This is a genomic window from Cryobacterium sp. MP_M3 (assembly GCF_015752155.1).
Classification (GTDB): Bacteria; Actinomycetota; Actinomycetes; order Actinomycetales; family Microbacteriaceae; genus Cryobacterium.
The window spans coordinates 480,387-499,940 of sequence record NZ_JADOVI010000001.1 but is presented as its reverse complement, the minus strand read 5'-3'; the positions used below and the strand labels follow the sequence as shown (position 1 = coordinate 499,940).

Below are 19,554 nucleotides of genomic sequence, written 5' to 3'. Positions count from 1 at the left end.
TGTGCTTGCAGTTTCAGTGCTCACAGGTTCAATCCACCCTCTCGAGCTCCCTCGGCGATGGCAGCGACGCGTCCCGCGTACTTGCTGCCGCCACGGTCAAATACGACGGCTTCGATACCGGCGGCCTTCGCGCGCTCGGCGACGAGTTCGCCGACCTTGCGGGCCTTGGCGGTCTTGTCACCATCGAAGGTGCGCAGACCGTCTTCGAGCGTGGACGCCGAAGCAAGGGTGAAACCCTTGCTGTCGTCGACGACCTGCACGAACACGTGGCGAGCCGAACGGGTCACGACGAGACGCGGCCGAAGCGCGGTCCCCTCGATCTTCTTGCGAAGACGTGTGTGCCTGCGTCCGCGGGCAGCAGCCTTGCTCTTACCTCTAGTTCCGAGACCCATGGTTACTTACCACTCTTTCCGGCCTTGCGGCGAACAATCTCGCCGGCGTAACGCACACCCTTGCCCTTGTAGGGCTCCGGCTTGCGAATCTTACGGATGTTGGCGGCGACCTCGCCGACAGCCTGCTTGTCGATGCCACCGACCGTGAGGCGGTTGACGCTCTCCACGGTGAGGGTGATGCCGGCAGGTGCCTCGACGAGGACCGGGTGCGAGAAGCCGAGGGCGAACTCGATCGAGGTGCCCTTCTGGGCGACGCGGTAACCGGTACCGACGATCTCGAGCGACTTGGTGTAACCCGTGGTCACTCCGATGATCTGGTTGGCGATCAGCGTGCGGGTCAGGCCGTGCAGCGAACGCGAGTTGCGCTCGTCGTTCGGGCGAGTGACGACGACGTGGCCGTCTTCGATCTTGACCTCGATGGGGTTCGCGACGGTGAGCGCGAGCTCGCCCTTCGGACCCTTGACGCTGACGAGCTGGCCGTCAGCGGCCACAGTGACATCCGCGGGGATCGGGATGGGGAGTCTTCCAATACGTGACATCGTCGACTACCACACGTAGGCGAGAACTTCTCCGCCTACGCCCTTCTTCTCGGCCTGGCGGTCGGTGAGCAGACCGCTGGAGGTGGACAGGATGGCAACGCCGAGGCCACCGAGAACGGTGGGGATTTCGGTCGACTTCGCGTACACGCGCAGGCCGGGCTTGGAAACCCGCTTGATGCCTACGATGGAACGCTCGCGGTTCGGACCGAACTTGAGGTTGAGCGTGAGGGTCTTGCCGACCTCTGCATCCTTGACATCCCAGGCCGAGATGTAACCCTGGGCCTTGAGGATGTCTGCGATGTTCGCCTTGAGCTTGCTGTGCGGCATGGACACGGTGTCGTGGAACGCCGAGTTAGCGTTGCGCAGTCTGGTCAGCATGTCTGCGACCGGATCTGTCATTGTCATTTGTGGTGCCTTTCTCGCCTGGTTTCGTTCATCCGTTACACGGGTGACGACCTTGGTCGTTGTGGGGCTGGACGGTTGTCCAGCCCCCGGGGTGTACTACAAGGAGCCGAAGCTACTTTACTTGGTGTTTTCGGCCGTCTTGAACGGGAAGCCCAGCGCCTTGAGCAGCGCGCGTCCTTCGTCGTTGTTCTTGGCCGTCGTCACAACCGTGATATCCATACCGCGGATACGGTCGATCCGGTCCTGGTCGATCTCGTGGAACATGACCTGCTCGGTGAGACCGAAGGTGTAGTTGCCGCTGCCATCGAACTGCTTGTCCGACAGGCCGCGGAAGTCACGGATACGGGGAAGGGCGAGGCTGAGCAGCCGGTCGAGGAACTCCCACATGCGGTCGCCACGAAGTGTGACGTGCGTGCCGATGGGCTGTCCTTCACGCAGTTTGAACTGCGCGATCGACTTGCGTGCCTTGGTGACCTGCGGCTTCTGGCCGGTGATCTTGGTGAGGTCGGCGACGGCGCCATCCATGATCTTGCCGTCGCGGGCGGCCTCGCCGACACCCATGTTCACAACGATCTTGACCAGGTTCGGAACCTGGTGGACGTTGGTGAAGCCGAGGTCCTTGGTGAGCTGGGCGGTGATCTCATCGCGGTACTTCTGCTTCAGGCGCGGCAGGACTGCCGGCGTTGCTTCGGCCGCTGCTACTGCAGTGTCGGTCATCAGAGGTCCTTCCCTGAATTCTTGGCGTAACGGATGCGGACGGTCTTGGTGACCCCGTCCTTCGTCACGTCTTCGAGGCGGACGCCGACGCGAGTCGGCTTCTTGGTCTCCGGGTCGACGATGGCCACGTTGGACACGTGAATCGGCGCCTCCATGGTCTCGATGCCGCCGGTCTTGGTGCCGCGCTGGGTCTGGCCAACGCGAACGTGCTTCGTGACGAAGTTGATGCCCTCGACGAGGACACGGTTCTTCTCCACGAACACGGCGATGACCTTGCCCTGCTTGCCGCGGTCGCCGCCGCGGGCCTGGGTGCGGCCGGTGATGACCTGAACGAGGTCACCCTTTTTGAGTCTGGCCATGATTTAGATAACCTCCGGTGCCAGCGAGATGATCTTCATGAACTTCTTGTCGCGAAGTTCGCGACCGACCGGTCCGAAGATTCGGGTGCCGCGAGGGTCACCGTCGTTCTTCAAAATCACTGCGGCGTTCTCATCGAACTTGATGTACGAACCGTCTGAACGACGGGTCTGCTTTTTGACGCGAACGACAACGGCCTTGACGACGTCGCCCTTCTTGACGTTTCCGCCCGGGATCGCATCCTTGACCGTGGCGACAATCGTGTCTCCCAGTCCGGCGTAGCGACGGCCGGAGCCGCCGAGCACGCGAATGGTCAACAGTTCCTTGGCACCCGTGTTGTCGGCAACCTTGAGTCGTGATTCTTGCTGAAGCACTTTTTAACTCCTTCTATCAAGCAAGCGCGAGGCTTACTTGGCCTTCTCGAGGATCTCGACCAGGCGCCAGCGCTTGGAGGCGCTGAGCGGACGGGTCTCACTGATCAGGACCAGGTCGCCGATGCCGGCGATGTTCGCCTCGTCGTGAGCCTTCAGCTTGGACGTACGGCGGATGACCTTGCCGTACAGGGGGTGCTTCACGCGGTCTTCGACCTCGACAACGATGGTCTTGTCCATCTTGTCGCTGGTCACGTAACCACGCAGCGTCTTGCGGTAGCCGCGAACGAGAGCCTCAGCCTCGGCAGCGACGACCTTTTCGTCAGTCTTCGCCATGACTAGGCCTCCTTCGTCTCGACGGCGTCGTCCGCAGCGGTGTCGTCAACCGACGAGGCTGCAGGCTTGGCCTTCTTTGTCTTCTTCTCAGCCTTTTCCGCCTTGGCGGGGGCTTCGACGGGCACGGGAGTCGGGCGAATGCCCAACTCGCGCTCACGGAGAACCGTGTAGATGCGAGCGATGTCGCGCTTGACCGCGCGGAGGCGGCCGTGGCTTTCGAGCTGGCCGGTGGCCGACTGGAAGCGAAGGTTGAACAGTTCTTCCTTCGCCTTCTTCAGCTCGTCGAACAGTCGCTCATTTTCAAAAGTGTCGAGCTCGACCGAGGCGAGCTCCTTGGATCCGATCGCCATTATGCGTCGCCCTCCTCGCGCTTGATGATGCGTGCCTTCAAGGGCAGTTTGTGAATTGCGCGGGTCAGCGCTTCCTTCGCGACGATGTCGGTGACACCGCTCAGCTCGAAGAGGACGCGACCCGGCTTGACGTTGGCGACCCACCACTCGACGGAACCCTTACCGGAACCCATGCGGGTTTCGGCCGGCTTCTTGGTGAGCGGGCGGTCCGGGTAGATGTTGATCCAGACCTTGCCGCCACGCTTGATGTGACGCGTCATGGCGATACGAGCGGACTCGATCTGACGGTTGGTCACGTAGGCGGGCGTGAGTGCCTGGATGCCGTACTCGCCGAACGACAGTTCAGTACCACCGGTTGCGTGGCCGGTGCGGCCCGGGTGGTGCTGCTTGCGGTGCTTGACTCTGCGTGGAATCAACATGGTTATGCCTCAACTCCTGCTGCAACCGGTGCCGCTGCCTCTGCGCGGGGCGCACGACGGGGTCGGTCGTCACGTCGTTCGGGGCGGGTCGACTTAGCGTTGGCCTGCTCGCGAGCGAGTTCCTTGTTGGTGATGTCGCCCTTGTAGATCCAGACCTTCACGCCGATGCGGCCGAAGGTGGTCTTGGCTTCGTAGAAGCCGTAGTCGATGTTCGCGCGCAGGGTGTGCAGTGGCACACGTCCTTCACGGTAGAACTCCGAACGGCTCATTTCGGCGCCACCAAGGCGACCGGAGACCTGGATGCGAACACCCTTGGCGCCGGCGCGCTGGGCACCCTGCAGGCCCTTGCGCATCGCGCGGCGGAATGCCACACGTGCGGAGAGCTGCTCTGCGATGCCCTGTGCGACGAGCTGAGCGTCGACCTCGGGGTTCTTGACCTCGAGGATGTTCAGCTGGATCTGCTTGGCGGTGAGCTTCTCGAGGTCGGAGCGGATGCGCTCGGCCTCCGCGCCGCGGCGACCGATCACAATGCCCGGACGGGCGGTGTGAATGTCGACGCGAACACGGTCACGAGTGCGCTCGATCTCGATGCGGGACACGCCGGCACGGTCGAGGCTGGTGCTCAACAGTCGGCGGATCTTGACGTCTTCAGCAACAAAGTCGCTGTAACGCTGGCCGGGCTTCGTCGAGTCAGAGAACCATCGCGACACGTGGTCGGTCGTGATTCCCAGACGGAAGCCGTAGGGGTTTACTTTCTGACCCATTACTTCGTACCCTCCTCAGGAGTGGCGAGCACAACAGTGATGTGGCTCGTGCGCTTCTTGATCTGGAATGCGCGACCCTGTGCTCGGGCCTGGAAACGCTTGAGGGTCGTACCCTCGTCAACGAACGCCTGGCTGACGAACAGATCCTGCTCGTCCAGGAAGGTGTTGGCTGCATCTGCCTTGACCCGGGCGTTCGCGATTGCCGAAGCAACCAGCTTGTACACCGGATCGCTCGCACCCTGGGGTGCGAACTTCAGGATTCCCAGGGCCTCATGTGCCTGCTTGCCGCGGATCAGGTTGACAACGCGACGAGCCTTCTGGGGGGTAACGCGGATGTGACGCACGCGTGCGATCGACTCCACCATTTCTTCTCCTCCTTCACGTCACCGCGTTAGCGGCGACGGCCCTTCTTGTCGTCCTTCACGTGTCCACGGAAGGTGCGGGTGGGCGCGAACTCGCCGAGCTTGTGCCCGACCATGCTCTCGGTGACGAACACCGGGATGTGCTTGCGTCCGTCGTGAACCGCGATGGTGTGCCCGAGCATGCCGGGGATGATCATCGAACGGCGCGACCAGGTCTTGATTACGTTCTTGCTGCTGGCTTCATTCGCCTTGACAACCTTGCGAAGCAGGTGGTCGTCAACGAACGGGCCTTTCTTGAGACTGCGTGGCATCGTCTACTCCTACTTACGCTTCTTGCCGACGGTACGGCGACGAACGATGAGCTTGTCGCTTTCCTTGTTCGGGTGGCGGGTGCGCCCTTCCTTCTGGCCCCAGGGGCTGACGGGGTGACGTCCACCGGACGTCTTACCCTCACCACCACCGTGCGGGTGGTCGACCGGGTTCATGGCAACACCACGAACGGTCGGGCGAACGCCTTTCCAGCGCATACGGCCGGCCTTGCCCCAGTTGATGTTCGACTGCTCGGCGTTGCCGACCTCGCCGATCGTGGCGCGGCAGCGGGCGTCGACGTTGCGGATTTCTCCGGACGGAAGGCGCAGCTGGGCGTAGATGCCATCCTTCGCGACGAGGCGAACAGACGATCCAGCGGAGCGGGCCATCTTGGCGCCACCGCCCGGACGCAGCTCGACCGCGTGAATGATGGTACCGGTGGGGATGTTCTTCAGCGGCAGGTTGTTGCCGGGCTTGATGTCAGCACCGGCGCCCGACTCTACGATGTCGCCCTGGTTCAGCTTGTTCGGGGCGATGATGTAGCGCTTGGTTCCATCAAGGAAGTGCAGGAGCGCGATGCGCGCCGTGCGGTTGGGGTCGTACTCGATGTGAGCGACCTTGGCGTTGACGCCATCCTTGTCGTTACGACGGAAGTCGATCAGACGGTACTGGCGCTTGTGTCCACCACCGATGTGACGGGTGGTGATGCGACCCTGGTTGTTACGGCCACCGGTCTTGGACAGGGGGCGCAGCAGGGACTTCTCCGGGGTCGACCGGGTGATCTCTGCGAAGTCTGCAACAGATGAACCGCGACGACCGGGAGTCGTGGGCTTGAACTTACGAATAGCCATTTCTTATTCCTCTAGTCCGCGCCGCTTAGCCGACGGCCGTGAAGATGTCAATGGAACCGGACTTGAGCGTGACGATGGCACGCTTGGTGTCCTTGCGCTTGCCCTGACCGAACTTCGTGCGACGCGTCTTGCCGATCCGGTTCATGGTGTTGATCGAAGCGACCTCCACCTTGAAGATCTTTTCGATCGCGAGCTTGATCTCGGTCTTGTTGGAGCGCGGGTCCACGATGAAGGTGTACTTACCCTCGTCGATCAGGCCGTAGCTCTTTTCAGAGACGACCGGAGCGATGATGATGTCGCGGGGGTCCTTGTTGAGCGGGGTAGCCATTATGCGGACACCTCTTCCTTCTTGGTCTTGCTCTCCACGAACGCGTCGAACGCGCCCTTGGTGAAGACGATGTCGTCGCTGACGAGCACGTCATAGGCATTCAGCTGGTCCCACGGCAGAACGTGCACCGTCGGCAGGTTGCGGATGCTGCGGAGCGTCATTTCGTCCGTGCGCTCCAGTACAACCAGGACGTGCTTGCTGCTGGCGATCTGGCTGAGCAGTTCGATGGCGCCCTTGGTGCTGGGCGTCTCGGCGCTGAACAGTGCCGTCACGACGTGCAGGCGGTCGCCACGGGCGCGGTCCGAAAGCGATCCGCGCAGTGCTGCCGCGATCATCTTTTTCGGGGTGCGCTGCTCGTAGTTGCGCGGGGTCGGTCCGTGGACGATGCCACCACCGGTCATCTGGGGGGCGCGGATCGAGCCCTGACGAGCGCGACCGGTTCCCTTCTGCTTGAACGGCTTGCGGCCTGCACCGGAAACTTCACCACGACGCTTGGTCTTGTGAGTGCCCTGGCGTGCGGCAGCGAGCTGCGCGACGACGACCTGGTGGATCAGCGGGATGTTGGTCTGAACGTCAAAGATTTCGGCAGGCAGCTCAACGGAGCCGGCCTTCTTGCCCTTGGCGTCGATGAGATCGAGTGAGGTAGTCATGCGACTAGGCTCCCTTCACTGCATTGCGGACGAATACGAGGCGGCCCTTGGCACCGGGAACGGCACCCTTGACCAGCAGGAGGCCCTTTTCGGCATCAACGGCGTGAACCTTGAGGTTCAGCACGGTGACGCGCTCGCCACCCATGCGACCAGCCATGCGCATGCCCTTGAAGACACGGCTCGGGGTCGAGGAAGCGCCGATGGAACCGGGCTTGCGGTGGTTACGGTGTGAACCGTGCGAGGAGGAGACACCCTTGAAGTTGTGACGCTTCATGACACCGGCGAAACCCTTACCCTTGCTGGTGCCCATGACGTCGACCTTGGTGCCGGCAGCGAAGACACCGTCAACGGTGAGTTCCTGGCCCAGGGTGTAGTCAGCGGCATCCGCGGTGCGGAGCTCGGTGAGGTGACGGCGAGGCGTGACGCCTGACTTTTCGAAGTGTCCGGCGGAAGGCTTGTTGACCTTGCGCGGGTCGATGGCCCCAGCAGCGATCTGAACGCCGGCGTAGCCGTCGATCTCCTTGCTGCGGATCTGGGTGACAACGTTGGGCGAGATCTCGATGACGGTGACGGGAACGAGCTTGTTGTTCTCGTCCCAGACCTGCGTCATACCGAGCTTCTTGCCGAGGAGACCCTTGGTGGTCTTGGTATCTGCGTAAGACATCGCGGGCCCTAGAGCTTGATCTCGATGTTGACGTCGGCCGGAAGGTCGAGACGCATGAGCGAGTCGACTGCCTTCGGGGTCGGGTCAATGATGTCGATCAGACGCTTGTGGGTGCGCATTTCAAAGTGCTCCCGGCTGTCCTTGTACTTGTGAGGGGAACGGATGACACACACCACGTTCTTCTCGGTCGGAAGCGGCACGGGGCCGACGACGGTCGCGCCCGCACGGGTCACGGTGTCGACGATCTTGCGCGCCGAGATGTCAATGACCTCGTGGTCATACGACTTAAGTCGAATGCGGATTTTCTGTCCCGCCATGTCGAACTCTCTTTCTTGTCAAGGCTTCGTACATCCCGAAGGCTGCATTGGACGCCGTAGTAGCACTGCTGCTGTCGCACCACTGTTCATCTGTCAATTTCGATTCATCGCGCCGCAGCCGCTGGGCCGCACCACTTCGAACCGCGCCAACACCTGTTCCCGGCCGGAGCCGGGGGGAAGGCATGGTTTTACCCGTGCAATCCCGGTTGTTGGTTTGAGCTCTGTTCTGCTACCCGCGGCCTAGCTGCGTATCCCGGCGTGTTGCCACACGCCCGACACCAGCTATGCACTGCCTGGCAGTGATCCCGACACCGCGTGCAGCGCGGCAGTCGAAAGTGTTGAACTAGAAGAGTCTGCCACAGGCTTGGGTCATTGTGCAACCCGGGCGTGTCGCGGGCGGCGTGTCGCGCGATCCGCGTCGTTCCGCGGGAGTTCCGCGTGAGTTTCGTGTGCTCCGGGTCACGCTGGAACCGCACACGGCAGAGTCTGTCTAGACGGCGCCGTCGGGTTTGATCACGGCGCGGACCGTGCGCCAGAGAATGGTGATGTCAGCGGTCAGCGACCAGTTCTCCACGTAATAGAGGTCAAGGCGGATACTGTCGTCCCAGCTCAGGTTCGACCGCCCGCTGACCTGCCACAACCCGCTCATCCCGGGCTTGACGATCAGGCGGCGCTGGGCCACGTCGTCGTAAAGCGCCACCTCGGCGGCCCGCTGCGGGCGCGGCCCGACCAGGCTCATCTCGCCGAGCAGCACGTTGAACAGCTGAGGCAACTCGTCCAGGGAGTACTTGCGCAGCACCTGCCCGACCGGTGTGATGCGCGGATCATTCGTGACCTTGAATAGAGGAGTGTCCGACGTGCCCTGGGCGTCGAGCAGGCTCTCCAGCTGGTCGTCCGCGTCGGGCACCATCGACCGGAACTTCAACATGCCGAACGGCTTACCGCGACGGCCGATCCGCTGCTGGTGGTAGATGATCGTGCCCGGTCCGGAACGCCGCACCGCGACCGCGACCCCGATCAGCACCGGCGATGCGATCAGGATGATCAGGGCGGACCCGACGATGTCGAAGGTTCGCTTGGAGACCCGCTTCACCCCCTCGAGGGACGGGTAGCTGACGTGAATCAGCGGCAGGCCCGCGACCGGGCGGGCATGGATCCGAGGCCCGGCGACATCCGTCAGCGCCGGCGCCACAATCAGCTCCACGTCGCGGGCCTCGAGTTCCCAGCCGACCCGCCGCATGTCCCCCGGGTTGATCTCATCCGCCCCCGTCATGATCACGGTATCGGCCTGCGTCTCATCGACGACGCGCAACAGATCGTCGTACGCTCCGAGCACGGGCACGCCATGGACCGGGCCGGAGGAGGCTGTGCCCAGACGGGTGAGCGCGCCGACCAGAAGCAATCCCGTTCCCGGGGTTCGCTGGATTGTCTCCGCCACGTGCGCCGATTTCAGCCTCTCACCCAGGAGCAGCGCGCGCGAGGCATAGCCGCCGGCGGCCTGCTGACTTCGCAGCCACTGCCGCCATTGCCAACGAGACAACAACAGCAACAACATCCCGATCGGCAGGGCCGTCAGGAAGTAGCCGCGGGCGAGTTCGATCTTGAACAGGAACGCGACAATTGCAAACACGCCGAAGAGTCGAATCGTGGCATCGGCGACCCGCTTGTACTCGAGTGTGCCGCTGCCGATGACCTTGTGGTCACGAGTCGCGAAGACGTCGAGGAAGATGATCCAGGTGACGCACAGGAATACGGAAACCACCATGTAGCCGGCCTCGAGGTCGAACCCGACCGTGCTCTCGGTGACGAGTTCCGGCGGCTCAAACCCGAACCACAAGAACTGGGATCCGAAAACCGCGGCCGCAATGACCAGAGCATCAGTGACGAAGAGCCGCACCGCGAACGCCCGTTGCCAGGACCCGCGCCGAATTGAACCAACCAAGCGATTGTCTGACGCCGACACATGCACCCCTACCGTGAACATTCTCCCCGCAGCACTGGGCCCCGGATTCCCCTAGACAAAGGATCGCACACAATATGACACGATCCAGCGATCTCGCGCGTACCCGTGCCCCTCAGCTCCGCAGCCCGGATTGCCACAGCGCGCGCGCGATGAGCCTCTCGTCCCGCGCATGCACGATCGCCCGGAGGACGACCGCGAAGAACGCACCGACAATCGCGCCGATCGAGTTCGCAACCACGTCGGAAAGCGTCGCGAATCTCGCGCTCAGGAACGACGCCTGAGTGAGCTCGATCGAAACGGACAGGGCGGGACAGACGACGAGCGCCAGCCACCACACCCTCACCGGCAGAAGCATGGTCAAGAGGAATCCCAACGGCACGAACATCATCACGTTTGCCGAGAACTCGAGCTTGTTGTAGCCGAACCATCCCGGCAGCCCGTGACGCTGCAGCACTGCGAGGAGCTTCTCGATGGATGCTGAGTACCCCTGGTCGAGCGGCGTCGGCCACATGGTCGCCAACAGAACGATGGTCAGCGATGCGACAAGCGCAAGCGAGGTCAGCCACTCCCGCGCCCTGCTCTTCGGCGGTTCCAGATTCGACATCTGCAGTTCGTTCCCTCTCATCGGGCCCTATCCGACGAGCGCCGGGGCGGCGAGCGCCCCGTCGACGTAGACCGGCTGCGCACCCAGCGTCACGGACACCTGGCCGGCGACCGGCGCCACGGAAGTGACCTGACCGGATGCCGTGGTCACCGCCAGGGGGGTTGTGGACGCGAAAGTCACGGTGGTCGGCACCGTCGCCCAGGCGACCCTCGTTGTGGCCGAGCCGACACCGTAGACGTAGGAGAAGGCGGTCTTGCCCAGTGCGTCGCTGCCTGCGGGTTCTTTGGCCGACAATTTGCGGATCAGCATGGCCTGGGCCATCGCCGAGGGTTTGGGCTCGAACGCGTGCACGGTGGCTGTGGGGCGGCGGAGGAGACCGAAATTGCCTTCATGGTCTGCGGAGTCCGTTGAATCGTTGACCAGGTCGTACCAGAACACCTTCTTCACTCCGTTGGAGAGGGCAATCGTTTCGGCGCGCACCAGGAAGTCGGCCTGACTGCGTTCGCTGGGCTCACCGAATTTCGACGGCGTCCCGAACTCGGTCAACCAGATCGGCTTGTCCTGCCCGTTGTTGTACTCCTTGATCCTGGCCTGCGCCTTCTGGATGTCCGCCGTCAACAACTCGGGCTGCTCGACGTAAGGGTGATAACTGACCACGTCCAGGTACTTCAAGCCGCCGATCTTGTAGAGCTCGGTCAGGTAGGGGTCGTCCTGGTTAGCGTTCGCCGGCCCGACGATCAACGTCGCGGGATTCTTTGCTTTGACAGCCTCCGCGCTGGCACGAAGCAGCGGAAGGTAGCAATCAGCGCCTAGACCGCACTCGCTGTCGTTGAAACGGTGGGAGTTGAGTTCGTTGAAGATCTCGACGGCGGGAGAGGAGTAACGGCTGACCAGCGCGGCGGTGTAGTTCGCGTATGCCTGGATTCCTTCCGCGCTGGTGGGAATCTTGCCACCGTCGTAGAGCCCGTTGGCGCCATTGCTGATCGGAAGCACGGAGAGTCCGGCCTTCTCGAATGCAGGAAAGGACGATTCATAACTGTCCGGGAAGCTGAACTGCCCCTTTGCCTGCTCGGCGGACGGCCAGTATGCGTCAGTGCGCATGCTTCGCAAGCCAAGGGCCGCCGCGGATCCTTCCGAACCTACGTAGTACGGTTCACCGATGTGGGCGCCAACGCCGAACCGCTCGTCGGACGCACTGGTCCCCTCTGCTAGGGGGTCGAGCAACATGAACGCGGTCGTGATCGCTGATGCAGGATCCCCCGTCGCAGACACGGCAATCTTGTAGTACCCCTGTTTCAGGTCGGTGACGGGGATGACGCCCTTGCCGCCGACGATTGGCAGGGTGCCGGACGCCACCGCCCCGTTGGTCTCATCTGAAACAGCCCAGTCAACGGATTTGGTGAACCAGGCGAGGTCGAGACCCTTCGCACCGGTTTCGAGAACGAGCGCCTTGTTGAGAATGCCGTTCGGAGACGCGTACTCCTCGAACGACGCGTTGACGATCTGACCATCAGGTGACCCGTCCGTTGGCGTCACCTGTAGACCATCCACGAGGAAGGCCTGGGTCGGACCGCTGGGTACGATCGCGACGGGGAGGTTGGTTTGTCCAGCCCCGGTCTTGTATGACCAGGAAGCCTCGGACCACCGAGCGGCCCCGGCGGGGAACATGAATCGTTTCGCCTTCTCTGCGCCCATGACGAAGGCCACCGGCTTGGTGGTGGCGCCGGCCTCGGGCGACTTGATCCAGGCGCTGAACGTGTACGTGGTTTTCGGCGTTACGGCGATGACCTGGCTGAGTCCGCGTCGAGTCTTGGACGCTCCCGTCGTGCTGTCGACCCGGAGGGAGACCGGTCCGTCCTTTGCTGTGTCTGCATCGACGCTGAACTCGGTTCCCGTGTCGGTGTCATTGGTCGAGGCCCAGCCGGTGAAGGTGGCAGGTGCATAGAGTGATCCCGAGGCGGCGGAGCGGGTCGGCCCGGCTGGAACCGGCGCAGCGGAGTTCGCGACCGAGAACGCCACGGCAGAGCCGGCGAGCACGACTGCCGCACCGGCGGCGATGGCGACCGGCAGCATCCAGCGCGGGCGTGGTGTCGGCTGGGTGGCTGGGCTTTTCATAGTTCTCCTGCGTCGGTGGACCCTGTGCTGTTGATGACTGGCACGCCGCGGCAGCAAGGGCACGACGACGATGCGCCGCACGTCGTCATGCGGTGCCGCGCAGGGGTCACAAGCGAGAAATCACGAATCCACCGCTCCACCCCCGAGCATGTCCAACCTAGCGCACCCCGCTGGCGCTGGAGAGGGCCGGCAGTGTCAGAAACTCCGGAGCGAACGATCGAGCGAAGGCTGCGCTCAGGTGGTCGGAATCCATGTAGGCCGGAATGCCGCCTATCACCGCGTGGCACGTCACGGCATCGCAGAAGACCGGCTGCACATCCAGGAACGTGAAGTCTCCGCTGTGCATCATGCCGGCGGCTTTCATAATCGGGCCCGGAACGCCAACAAGGTCGGCCGAAACAGCACACGGGTCGAAGGGCGTGCCGCTTCTGGCGATGCAGTCCGGAATCATCACGCCGCGCTCGGGCACGTTGTTGATCGCGATGACCTTCTTTCCTGCAGCCAGCCAGCGCGACCAGGCCTCGGAATAGCCAATACCCGAGTCGGCAAGGTGCCTGCCCTGATCGTCGATCGGACCGTAGCTGCGGTCGTTGCTCGACGTCACAACGACGTCGATCGACGGATCCGCTGCGACCGCGGCGATGGCGGCTTCACGCCAGGCGAGGCAACCGACGCTGTGTGACGGGTCCAGGTAGACGACAGCAGGGTCCAGCGTGGCCGGACAGGCCGACTGAAGATAGGTCGTGATTCTCAGCCCGAGCCGGGCCGAGACGGCGTCGAGCGGAGTTGCCCACACGCCGGCGTGGGAGTCCCCCACCAATGCAACGTTGAGATTCTCTGTTCCGTGCGGCACACCGAATGAACAGCTCAGCAGAGCGGTGGCGCCCCGCACCTGCTGACACGTGGACCCGTTCGAGAGGTCATTGATCTGGTTCCCCTGATTCATCAGCACCGCGTTCGGATCGGCGAGCACGTGGGAGCGGGGGCATTCCTCGTCAGCGCGCGCGGCGAGCGCCCCGAAACAACGGCCCGGATGAGACGACTGCTCGAAGAGCCCCTTCGCGACGGACTCCGCCAGCGTTCCCAACTGCGCCGATGCCGGAACAGTGATGCCGAGCACGAGCACCACGGCCACTGCCGCTCCGCTCAGAACCCACCGAGGTCGCAGCAGGAACGACTTGGTCGATCCACGGATCGGGTCCTCCACGAATCGTTTGGTGAGATGGGAGAGCACCAGCACGAGTCCCAGCAACACCAGCTTGTCCCTCCCCGTGAGTTCACGGTCGAGCACAAACGGAGCAGCCACGATCCACGGCCAATGCCAGAGGTACAGAGAATAGGAAATGCCGCCCAGGTATTGCAGTGGCGCCAGGGACACGATGCGGGTCGGCGCCCATGGATGGTCAACATCGCCGATCCGGAGCAGGACCGCTGTCGCGGCGACCGGCACGAGCGCCGCGACTCCTGGTACGCCGCTGGTCGAGTTGAAGGAGACCGCGGCCAGGGCGAGTGCCGCCCATGAGCTCCACACCAGCACCAGCGCGGCGATCCCCCGCTCTCTGGCCACGACGGGGAGGAAAGCCACCAGCCCGCCCGCTGCGAATTCCCAAGCTCGTGCCGTCGTTTCGAAGTACGCTGAAGCCGCGTTCTCGCCCGTCGCGCGGACGGCCCAGACCAACGACCCGACCAGCACGACTGCGACGAACGCCACCAGAACGAGCCTCCGCACTCGATCGGTCCTCCCCGCGGCGGCCAGAATTCCGGCCGAGAGCAGCAGTGGCCAGAAGAGGTAGAACTGTTCCTCAACCGACAGCGACCAGTAGTGGGTCACGGGAGAGGCCGCCGCACCCTGGGCGAAGTAGTCCAGTGACGACTCGACGAGTTGCCAATTCAGCACATAGGCACCGGCAGATCCAATGTGGTCCAGGGCCGTCTCTCGGCTTGTGACGGGGAGCCAGATCAGGGTTGCCACGGCCGAGAAGAGCAGGACGACGATTGCCGCGGGCAGCAGTCGTTTCGCTCGTCTCGCCCAGAACGCAGCCAGGCGGATTGTGCCGGTCCTGTCGATCTCCCGACTCAAATGAGCCGTGATGAGGTAACCGGAGATGACGAAGAACACGTCGACCCCGATGAAACCGCCGTTGATCCGCTCGGGCCACAGGTGGTTCAGGAGCACCAGGACGACGGCGAGCGCGCGAAGCGCCTGAATCTCGGGTCGAAGCCCCGTGAGGGCACCGGCCGCGGCGCCCTCCCCGCGCGGGACGGCAACAGTCATCTCACTCCTCGGTGTGCCCTGCCCGATGATTCTATGGGCCGGACCGCGGCTCATCATCTCTCACACCGCCGCGTGCCCGCCCGAACGGTCCAGCGCCCGGTGGTGAGACCACTGCGAGGGCAGCGGCGAACAGGGCCGCTGTCTGCGTCGTTCCGAAGAATGTCGTGTTGTCCGCCATCCCATGGAAGAAAGCCCAGGCGACAATCCCGATCAGGGCCGCAGCTCCCACTGCGGCTTTGCCTGAAACCGACGATCTGACCCCTGTGATGCCCCAGACAAGGAACACCGCGAACAGCGCGACCACAACGAGGACGCTCGTGACACCGCTCTCCGCCCACATCGCAATCAAGAAATTGTGTGGGGGAAGTACCTCCGTGATCCCCAGCTCGCCCCTGGTGGCCCGCATCCGGCTTTCCCAACCGCCGAATCCAAGTCCGAAAACCGGGTTGGTCGCGAAGTACCGGCCGGCGGCTCCCCACAGCGTCAGCCTGGTTCCCCACGAGGTGTCAGTCTGAGCACTGATGCCCGACACATCCCTGTCGAGGAAGACCGACGCGCCGATTGCGCCGCCGCCCAGCACGACGATCATGCTCACGAGGAAGATCCAGATCTTCTTCCGACTCGCCAACAGCCAGGACAGCCCGACGAAAAGGCCCAGCCCGGCCAGCAGGATCAGTCCCGTCTTGGAACCCGTGAACGGCACCGACAATCCTGTCAGCACCGCCATCGCCAGCGCCAGGTGGCTCCCGGAGGTGAGCCACCACCACAGGTACCCCATCAAGTACATGCCAAGGAGCATCGAGGCGACGTTCGCGTTCGCGTTCAGCAGACCGCCCGACTTGGCAGGGTCCAGAACGTTGTTGGGGTCTCCCGAGTAGAGTCCGCGAACCGCACTTCCGATCAGGGACCCCGCCCAGTCGGAGTGAAGGTATGCGGCTTCCCGATTCGGGAACACCCGGAACAGAACCACCGCCGCGGACTGGAAAACGACCAGCGGCGTCGATGAGGCCAGGACGATCTGCATGACTGACCTGCCGCGGGACTGCAACTCGAAAGCGAGCAGCACGACGACCCAGAACGCGAAAGTCTGAAGGACGCGGATTCTCCAGATCGACAGGTCTTCACTCCAGAGGCCGGCAACGAGCTGGAACGCGAGAATGAACGAGACCATGACGGCAACCGGATGCCGGAGTTGTCTCCAACAGTCCATCACTGTCTTTGGCGCCATCGCCAGCGTCCAGAGCAGCCCGGCGGAGAGACTGTTGGTGAACGGAGGCAGGAAGCCCTGGGCCAGGTTCGCCACTGCCGAGACGGCCAGGCGCATCCGGCGGCTCAGCACCAAGGCAACGCCCGCAGCCCCGAGAAGCACAATCACCGCAGTGAGGATGATTGATTCCATGGATTCCGTTTCGCCGCTGAACTCCCCACCGGTTCGCGATTAGGTTCAAGCGAGCCGACGAATCCCCACCGCTCGGCACTTCACGTACGTAGTGTGAGTCAGCCTACCCAAGCAATCGACGGTGATACGTCGATCCGGCCAAACGCAAGGACCGCCACACACGGTGCAGGGACTACTCGCGGGTCGCCACTCGGCGCGCCGGATTTCCGGCCCAGATCTCCCCAGCAGGCACGCTCCGCAGCACCAGCGCATTCGCGCCGACGACCGCGCGGTCACCGATGGTGAGCGTCTCGCCCGACCGGAACAGCACGGTTGCGCTCGCACCGATGACAACGTCATCCCCAACCAGGATTCGCCCTCCCGGCCGAGTCACGTCGGGGGCCAGATGCGTATCGGAACGACCTAGTGTGACGCCCTGATACAGCTTCACGTTGTCCCCGAGAACGGTTCGCTCATGGACGACGAGCCCGACCGCACCGTGCGGCAAACTGAGGCCGCGGCCGACGACGACGCCGGAGGGGATGTTCACGCCCAGGACGCGCAGGACCGCGTTTGCGACCCGTCCCAGCAGGGGGACCTTCGCCACGTAGACGAGCCTTTCGTGAAACGACATGTGCTCATCCTGCCAGTCGGGGTCGACGGGTTCTCTTCACGAAGACTCACTCGTGGCCTCAGCTGAGCCGGCGTAGACAGTCCGGAGATGAAAGTAGTCCACGACCTTATTGAACGCCTCATCGTTTTGGTCCAGACCGACGTTCTGGACCCACAGAGCGCCCGCCTGGGTGGCCCCGTTCGGCGGGTAGTCACGTCCGGTGTTCACCCGCACGGCTTGGGTTCCGGCGAGCGTTGCCATCGCCTTGAACCAGATGTCGTCGGCCGAGGGGCAGAGCACTGATGCGAGCGCCCAGTCCTGGACCGTCGGGTCGAGCGCACCGGGAGGATAGAGAATGCCGCCGTTTCCGGTCAGGAAGATGGAATGCCCGGGCCGGTCTGTCCGGCAGTGCGGCCAGCTGAGGTATGGCTGCACCGTCTTCCCCGTCAGGAGAATCTGCGTGCCACGGGTTCCGACAATGGTGCCGGGAAAGCGCTGTGCGGCCGAGGCGAGCGCGTTCGCCCAGGATCGCCAGTAGAACACATCGTCGTCCGCGGTGATGATGGTGGCCTCAGGGTACTTTTCGACCACGGGGAGCAGTTTCTTGAACGACCTCTTGTTGTCCGGAGTCCACAGGATCTCGATTCGTCCGCCGGCCCGGCCGAGGAGTCGCCGCAGTCGGGACGGGAGTGCCGGCAGCCCACCGGGGAATTCAAGCTCGGAAAGCACCAGCACGATACAGTCGATCTGCAGTGATTGCCTGAGGATGCTCCGGAGCGTGAGATCCACGGAGCCGATCCTCGGGGGATGCGTCGTCACTGCGACGATGATTCCCCGACCGGTCTCGCGGGCCCTGGCCGGGAAGAAGACCTGCGGCAAGCGCACCCAGGCGTTCGCAACCAAACGATCGAGCCAGGAAACCACCCTCGGCGAAATCACGAATGCACACCCGCTTCGACTCGATTCGGAGGAGCGCGTTGCCCCCACCGAGTGTAACCGCCACGCCGGCCATTCCCGATGTCGGCAAACACGGCCATCAGGATGAGCAGGCATCCTCGAATAGAATCGCCAGAGACCGACCACCGTGACACAGCCATCCCCGAGCACCGCCCCGGATCGGCACTATTCGAAGGCACCCTTTCCCATGTCAGCTCGCCGCGGCATCTACGTTGCCACCCTGGGCAACCTGATTCCGCCGCTGGCCGCCCTGGTCACAGCACCGGTGCTCGCCCAGGGGTTGGGCGTGGCAGGCCGAGGTGAAGTGGCCGCCGCCACGGCGCCCTTGATCCTGGCTTCGACGATCCTGACTCTGGGAGTGCCGGAATCCTTCACCTACTACGTGGCCAGGAATGCGGCACGGCTTGGGAAGCATGTAATCCCCGGCCTGGCGATTCTGCTCATCTCAGGCCTTGCCGGCAGTGGAGTCATCGCGGTATTCGCCAGCCCTTTGAGCGGTGGAAACCAGGCGTTGTCTCTGCTCATCCTCATTGCCACGACGTCGCTGGTGCCGGCGCTGCTCGTGACCGGACTCCGCGGCATAGCGGCAGGGCAGCAACTGTGGCGCAGAATCGCCCTGGAACGCTCGTGCGGCGCCATCCTGCGCATGGTGACCGTCGTAGTCCTCCTTCTGGCAGGAAACCTGACCCCGTTGACCGGGACAATAGCGCTTTCGGTCTCCACCTTCGTGGGCGGGTTCATCTATCTCCTGCCCCCGGTCACGTCCCCCGGTCGGTTGAGTCGCGAGGGGGGCGAAGGGCGTTCGGAACAGGTCGATGTTCGGCTGCTCGGTTACGGCGGCCGCGTCTGGTTGGGATCGCTCGCCGGCATCCTGTTGATGAGAGTGGATCAACTCCTGATGACGCCGCTCTCAAGCGCAACCCAACTCGGGCTCTACGCGGTGGCCGTCAGTATCAGCGAGCTCATTCTCATCTTCAACTCCGCGGTCAGAGACGTTCTCTTCTCGCTGGAGTCCAAGTCTCCCAACGCGTCACGGATCGGCCAGGCCACGCGGCTGTCGACGCTCGTCACCGTCGTTCTCGGCGTGTTCGTCGCCGCTCTGTCTCCGTGGGCCATCCCGACGTTCTTCGGTTCGGATTTCTCCGGATCGATCAGTGTCACCATCGTGCTCCTGGTCGCGGTCATCGTCGGGAATCCCGGTTCGATTGCCGGCGCCGGGCTCAGCGGTCGCGGGCGGCCGGAACTCCGGAGCACCTCGCTGGTCATTGGCCTCGTCTTCAACGTGGCGCTCATCGTCTTCCTTGTGCCGCACATCGGGGCGCTCGGCGCCGCCGTCGCGACCCTCATCGGCAACTTCATCTCCGGAAACCTGAACGTCGTCTGGATGCGTCGCTACTTCTCGGTGCCGATGGCGGATTCCTACGGGCTTCGGCGTGCGGACATCCTGGTGTTGCGCCAGGCACTCGCCTGGCGCCCGCGTATCGCCCGCACGCGCCCCCGCTGACGATTCCGCCTCCA

The 19,554-nt window shown here is 63.5% G+C and carries 25 protein-coding genes; 1 reads left to right on the top strand and 24 read right to left on the bottom strand.

The features are described 5' to 3' along the window. Positions 1-20: 20 nt before the first annotated feature. The 24 genes from rplR to IWX89_RS02130 form a co-directional block, all read right to left on the bottom strand. Positions 21-392, bottom strand: coding sequence for a 50S ribosomal protein L18 (rplR, locus tag IWX89_RS02245; protein ID WP_134508213.1), 372 nt, complete (start codon positions 390-392; stop codon positions 21-23). Between the two features lie 2 nt (positions 393-394). Beyond that, on the bottom strand, positions 395-931 hold the full coding sequence (gene rplF / locus IWX89_RS02240) for a 50S ribosomal protein L6 (protein ID WP_196901939.1): 537 nt from the start codon (positions 929-931) through the stop codon (positions 395-397). A 6-nt stretch (positions 932-937) separates the two neighbouring features. Beyond that, positions 938-1,336, bottom strand: a complete 399-nt coding sequence (gene rpsH / locus IWX89_RS02235) for a 30S ribosomal protein S8 (RefSeq protein WP_134363327.1) — start codon at positions 1,334-1,336, stop codon at positions 938-940. Between the two features lie 117 nt (positions 1,337-1,453). Next, positions 1,454-2,053 carry a 50S ribosomal protein L5 gene (rplE, locus tag IWX89_RS02230; RefSeq protein ID WP_196901938.1) on the bottom strand — a complete coding sequence of 200 codons (600 nt, stop codon included), beginning with the start codon at positions 2,051-2,053 and terminating at the stop codon, positions 1,454-1,456. Next, positions 2,053-2,412 carry a 50S ribosomal protein L24 gene (gene rplX, locus IWX89_RS02225; RefSeq protein ID WP_196901937.1) on the bottom strand — a complete coding sequence of 120 codons (360 nt, stop codon included), beginning with the start codon at positions 2,410-2,412 and terminating at the stop codon, positions 2,053-2,055. The genes rplE and rplX overlap by 1 nt, the downstream gene beginning before the upstream one ends. A gap of 3 nt (positions 2,413-2,415) precedes the next feature. Continuing rightward, the gene (gene rplN, locus IWX89_RS02220) at positions 2,416-2,784 is read right to left on the bottom strand and encodes a 50S ribosomal protein L14 (RefSeq protein ID WP_134508221.1); all 369 of its coding nucleotides are present in this window, start codon (positions 2,782-2,784) and stop codon (positions 2,416-2,418) included. Positions 2,785-2,817: 33 nt separating this feature from the next. Continuing rightward, positions 2,818-3,117 (bottom strand): 30S ribosomal protein S17, encoded by a 300-nt coding sequence (gene rpsQ, locus IWX89_RS02215; protein ID WP_134508223.1) that lies wholly within the window; start codon positions 3,115-3,117, stop codon positions 2,818-2,820. A gap of 2 nt (positions 3,118-3,119) precedes the next feature. Further along, a complete protein-coding gene (gene rpmC, locus IWX89_RS18855) occupies positions 3,120-3,467 on the bottom strand; it encodes a 50S ribosomal protein L29 (protein ID WP_196901936.1) in 348 nt (115 codons plus the stop codon). Then, entirely contained in the window at positions 3,467-3,886 is a 420-nt protein-coding gene (gene rplP / locus IWX89_RS02205) for a 50S ribosomal protein L16 (RefSeq protein WP_134508227.1), read from the bottom strand. Before rplP ends, rpmC begins: the two co-directional genes overlap by 1 nt. A gap of 2 nt (positions 3,887-3,888) precedes the next feature. Further along, positions 3,889-4,650, bottom strand: a complete 762-nt coding sequence (gene rpsC / locus IWX89_RS02200) for a 30S ribosomal protein S3 (RefSeq protein ID WP_104100964.1) — start codon at positions 4,648-4,650, stop codon at positions 3,889-3,891. Further along, complete coding sequence (gene rplV / locus IWX89_RS02195; protein WP_134369265.1) at positions 4,650-5,015, bottom strand: 50S ribosomal protein L22; 366 nt, start codon at positions 5,013-5,015, stop codon at positions 4,650-4,652. The genes rpsC and rplV overlap by 1 nt, the downstream gene beginning before the upstream one ends. Before the next feature lie 26 nt (positions 5,016-5,041). Next, positions 5,042-5,323 (bottom strand): 30S ribosomal protein S19, encoded by a 282-nt coding sequence (gene rpsS / locus IWX89_RS02190; RefSeq protein ID WP_104100966.1) that lies wholly within the window; start codon positions 5,321-5,323, stop codon positions 5,042-5,044. Between the two features lie 9 nt (positions 5,324-5,332). Continuing rightward, positions 5,333-6,172, bottom strand: a complete 840-nt coding sequence (rplB, locus tag IWX89_RS02185; RefSeq protein WP_134508229.1) for a 50S ribosomal protein L2 — start codon at positions 6,170-6,172, stop codon at positions 5,333-5,335. Positions 6,173-6,197: 25 nt separating this feature from the next. Further along, positions 6,198-6,500, bottom strand: coding sequence for a 50S ribosomal protein L23 (gene rplW / locus IWX89_RS02180; RefSeq protein WP_134508231.1), 303 nt, complete (start codon positions 6,498-6,500; stop codon positions 6,198-6,200). Beyond that, positions 6,500-7,150 carry a 50S ribosomal protein L4 gene (gene rplD / locus IWX89_RS02175; protein WP_134567816.1) on the bottom strand — a complete coding sequence of 217 codons (651 nt, stop codon included), beginning with the start codon at positions 7,148-7,150 and terminating at the stop codon, positions 6,500-6,502. The genes rplW and rplD overlap by 1 nt, the downstream gene beginning before the upstream one ends. Positions 7,151-7,154: 4 nt before the next feature. Further along, positions 7,155-7,814, bottom strand: a complete 660-nt coding sequence (rplC, locus tag IWX89_RS02170; protein ID WP_196901935.1) for a 50S ribosomal protein L3 — start codon at positions 7,812-7,814, stop codon at positions 7,155-7,157. Positions 7,815-7,822: 8 nt separating this feature from the next. After that, positions 7,823-8,131: a 30S ribosomal protein S10 gene (rpsJ, locus tag IWX89_RS02165; RefSeq protein WP_035834607.1), complete on the bottom strand. Its 309-nt coding sequence runs from the start codon at positions 8,129-8,131 to the stop codon at positions 7,823-7,825. Between the two features lie 490 nt (positions 8,132-8,621). Further along, the gene (locus IWX89_RS02160; protein ID WP_231382750.1) at positions 8,622-10,073 is read right to left on the bottom strand and encodes a sugar transferase; all 1,452 of its coding nucleotides are present in this window, start codon (positions 10,071-10,073) and stop codon (positions 8,622-8,624) included. 133 nt (positions 10,074-10,206) lie between these two features. Beyond that, positions 10,207-10,698: a VanZ family protein gene (locus tag IWX89_RS02155; RefSeq protein WP_196901933.1), complete on the bottom strand. Its 492-nt coding sequence runs from the start codon at positions 10,696-10,698 to the stop codon at positions 10,207-10,209. A gap of 27 nt (positions 10,699-10,725) precedes the next feature. Beyond that, positions 10,726-12,813: a glycosyl hydrolase gene (locus IWX89_RS02150; RefSeq protein WP_196901932.1), complete on the bottom strand. Its 2,088-nt coding sequence runs from the start codon at positions 12,811-12,813 to the stop codon at positions 10,726-10,728. Positions 12,814-12,970: 157 nt separating this feature from the next. Further along, the gene (locus IWX89_RS02145) at positions 12,971-15,088 is read right to left on the bottom strand and encodes an acyltransferase family protein (RefSeq protein WP_255548454.1); all 2,118 of its coding nucleotides are present in this window, start codon (positions 15,086-15,088) and stop codon (positions 12,971-12,973) included. 31 nt (positions 15,089-15,119) lie between these two features. Then, positions 15,120-16,412 carry an O-antigen ligase gene (locus IWX89_RS02140; protein WP_196901930.1) on the bottom strand — a complete coding sequence of 431 codons (1,293 nt, stop codon included), beginning with the start codon at positions 16,410-16,412 and terminating at the stop codon, positions 15,120-15,122. Positions 16,413-16,659: 247 nt separating this feature from the next. Next, the gene (locus tag IWX89_RS02135; RefSeq protein ID WP_196901929.1) at positions 16,660-17,100 is read right to left on the bottom strand and encodes a serine O-acetyltransferase; all 441 of its coding nucleotides are present in this window, start codon (positions 17,098-17,100) and stop codon (positions 16,660-16,662) included. 36 nt (positions 17,101-17,136) lie between these two features. Beyond that, positions 17,137-17,868, bottom strand: a complete 732-nt coding sequence (locus IWX89_RS02130; protein ID WP_196901928.1) for a hypothetical protein — start codon at positions 17,866-17,868, stop codon at positions 17,137-17,139. A gap of 355 nt (positions 17,869-18,223) precedes the next feature. On the opposite strand from IWX89_RS02130, the gene IWX89_RS02125 reads away from it, so the two are divergent. Next, positions 18,224-19,540: a flippase gene (locus tag IWX89_RS02125; RefSeq protein WP_196901927.1), complete on the top strand. Its 1,317-nt coding sequence runs from the start codon at positions 18,224-18,226 to the stop codon at positions 19,538-19,540. Positions 19,541-19,554 lie beyond the last annotated feature (14 nt).

What these genes read in the sequence shown, in the direction of transcription:
- rplR (WP_134508213.1), bottom strand. Translation starts at nt 392, where the DNA reads ATGGGTCTCGGAACTAGAGGTAAGAGCAAGGCTGCTGCCCGCGGACGC.
- rplF (WP_196901939.1), bottom strand. Translation starts at nt 931, where the DNA reads ATGTCACGTATTGGAAGACTCCCCATCCCGATCCCCGCGGATGTCACT.
- rpsH (WP_134363327.1), bottom strand. Translation starts at nt 1,336, where the DNA reads ATGACAATGACAGATCCGGTCGCAGACATGCTGACCAGACTGCGCAAC.
- rplE (WP_196901938.1), bottom strand. Translation starts at nt 2,053, where the DNA reads ATGACCGACACTGCAGTAGCAGCGGCCGAAGCAACGCCGGCAGTCCTG.
- rplX (WP_196901937.1), bottom strand. Translation starts at nt 2,412, where the DNA reads ATGGCCAGACTCAAAAAGGGTGACCTCGTTCAGGTCATCACCGGCCGC.
- rpsQ (WP_134508223.1), bottom strand. Translation starts at nt 3,117, where the DNA reads ATGGCGAAGACTGACGAAAAGGTCGTCGCTGCCGAGGCTGAGGCTCTC.
- rpmC (WP_196901936.1), bottom strand. Translation starts at nt 3,467, where the DNA reads ATGGCGATCGGATCCAAGGAGCTCGCCTCGGTCGAGCTCGACACTTTT.
- rplP (WP_134508227.1), bottom strand. Translation starts at nt 3,886, where the DNA reads ATGTTGATTCCACGCAGAGTCAAGCACCGCAAGCAGCACCACCCGGGC.
- rpsC (WP_104100964.1), bottom strand. Translation starts at nt 4,650, where the DNA reads ATGGGTCAGAAAGTAAACCCCTACGGCTTCCGTCTGGGAATCACGACC.
- rplV (WP_134369265.1), bottom strand. Translation starts at nt 5,015, where the DNA reads ATGGTGGAGTCGATCGCACGCGTGCGTCACATCCGCGTTACCCCCCAG.
- rpsS (WP_104100966.1), bottom strand. Translation starts at nt 5,323, where the DNA reads ATGCCACGCAGTCTCAAGAAAGGCCCGTTCGTTGACGACCACCTGCTT.
- rplB (WP_134508229.1), bottom strand. Translation starts at nt 6,172, where the DNA reads ATGGCTATTCGTAAGTTCAAGCCCACGACTCCCGGTCGTCGCGGTTCA.
- rplW (WP_134508231.1), bottom strand. Translation starts at nt 6,500, where the DNA reads ATGGCTACCCCGCTCAACAAGGACCCCCGCGACATCATCATCGCTCCG.
- rplD (WP_134567816.1), bottom strand. Translation starts at nt 7,150, where the DNA reads ATGACTACCTCACTCGATCTCATCGACGCCAAGGGCAAGAAGGCCGGC.
- rplC (WP_196901935.1), bottom strand. Translation starts at nt 7,814, where the DNA reads ATGTCTTACGCAGATACCAAGACCACCAAGGGTCTCCTCGGCAAGAAG.
- rpsJ (WP_035834607.1), bottom strand. Translation starts at nt 8,131, where the DNA reads ATGGCGGGACAGAAAATCCGCATTCGACTTAAGTCGTATGACCACGAG.
- IWX89_RS02155 (WP_196901933.1), bottom strand. Translation starts at nt 10,698, where the DNA reads ATGTCGAATCTGGAACCGCCGAAGAGCAGGGCGCGGGAGTGGCTGACC.
- IWX89_RS02150 (WP_196901932.1), bottom strand. Translation starts at nt 12,813, where the DNA reads ATGAAAAGCCCAGCCACCCAGCCGACACCACGCCCGCGCTGGATGCTG.
- IWX89_RS02145 (WP_255548454.1), bottom strand. Translation starts at nt 15,088, where the DNA reads ATGACTGTTGCCGTCCCGCGCGGGGAGGGCGCCGCGGCCGGTGCCCTC.
- IWX89_RS02140 (WP_196901930.1), bottom strand. Translation starts at nt 16,412, where the DNA reads ATGCGCCTGGCCGTCTCGGCAGTGGCGAACCTGGCCCAGGGCTTCCTG.
- IWX89_RS02135 (WP_196901929.1), bottom strand. Translation starts at nt 17,100, where the DNA reads ATGTCGTTTCACGAAAGGCTCGTCTACGTGGCGAAGGTCCCCCTGCTG.
- IWX89_RS02125 (WP_196901927.1), top strand. Translation starts at nt 18,224, where the DNA reads ATGTCAGCTCGCCGCGGCATCTACGTTGCCACCCTGGGCAACCTGATT.